A 595-nucleotide genomic window follows, 5' to 3' on the forward strand; every position below is an offset into this window, starting at 1 on the left:
CTGGGCGTCGTCGCCGTTCGCGTTCGCCAGGACCCGGGAGACGTCGGACTGGAATTGCGCGTAGTCCGGATAGGTGGGGAAGGACTGGTCGTAGTAGGGAGGACCCGCCGCGTACGCCTGCAGCTCGTGGTCCTTGGCCTTCGTGGCCACGGTGACCATGGAGCCGATCGAGGACTGCGGGATGTCCGTCTCGAGGATCTGCTGGCCAGAGCTCGCGAGCTCGTCGAACTTGGTGGCCACCGCGACCGGGTTCAGCTGCGCGAGCATCGCGGCCTGGACGCAGCGCTGCCGGGCCTGGCGGTCGTAGTCCGTGGCGCCCTCGCGGGAGCGGGCGTACCACAGGGCGTGGAAGCCGTCCATGTGCTGGGTCCCGGGCTCGATCCACCCCAGGATGGGGTTCTTCAGTCCCGTGTCCAGGTTGGTCCCGCCGCCGATCGGTACGCGGCCACCCACGTTGATGTCGATCCCGCCGAGCGCGTCCACGAGGGACGCGAAGCCGTCCATGTCGATCAGCGCGTACGCCTGGATCTTCAGGCCCGTGACGCCCTCGGCGGCCTCCTTGGTGGCCTGCGCCCCGGGATCGGCGACGTCCGGG

1 protein-coding gene is annotated in these 595 nt (G+C 69.7%); it reads right to left on the bottom strand.

Features of this window, described 5'->3' with window-relative positions; all coding sequences use genetic code 11:
- Positions 1-595 (bottom strand): LCP family protein (locus RF645_RS13160; protein ID WP_368819260.1); only part of this gene is annotated, 595 nt, incomplete at both ends.

Source organism: Kocuria sp. CPCC 205260, from assembly GCF_040981045.1.
Taxonomy (GTDB): Bacteria; Actinomycetota; Actinomycetes; order Actinomycetales; family Micrococcaceae; genus Kocuria; species Kocuria palustris.